This is a genomic window from Bacillus sp. Xin1, from assembly GCF_013314535.1.
In the GTDB taxonomy this organism is placed as follows: Bacteria; Bacillota; Bacilli; order Bacillales; family Bacillaceae_G; genus Bacillus_A.
Window position 1 is genome coordinate 1 of the sequence record NZ_JABUAE010000174.1, and the last position, 560, is coordinate 560.

At 34.5% G+C, this 560-nt stretch carries 1 protein-coding gene; it reads left to right on the forward strand.

The window, feature by feature from the left end; genetic code table 11:
- The coding region (locus HRG09_RS28370; protein WP_174104106.1) for a transposase at window positions 1-537 on the forward strand (537 nt) is incomplete at its 5' end.
- Window positions 538-560 lie beyond the last annotated feature (23 nt).

Sequence of the window (560 nt, forward strand, 5' to 3'; positions counted from 1 at the left end):
GATCGAGCTATTCGTGAAAAGAAAAAAGGGATTACCTATACAGAGCGTACGAAACATTTACAAGGAATTACAGTATACATGACAAACATTCCTACGGAATGGGTACCAAAAGAGAAAATCTATGATTTATATTCATTACGTTGGCAAATCGAGCTGTTATTTAAAGTATGGAAATCTTGGTTTCAAATCCATCGTTGTAAATCTATTAAACAAGAACGATTAGAATGTCATTTATACGGGCAATTAATCGGTATTCTCTTGTGTTCTTCTACTATGTTTAAAATGAGAGAGCTCTTGTTGCGTAAGAAGCAAAAAGAATTAAGCGAATATAAAGCAATGTACATGATTAAAGACCACTTTTTACTGTTTTATCAAGCATTACAAAAAAACACCCAGAAATTATCAAAGGTGCTCCTTCGTCTGTTTAACCTCCTACAGCGAAACGGACGAAAATCCCACAGATATGAGAAAAAAACAGTCTTTGATATTTTGGGTGTTGTTTACAATTATACCACTGCGACTCATCTGGTAGCATAGTTAAAAAAATAAACCCACCCCCG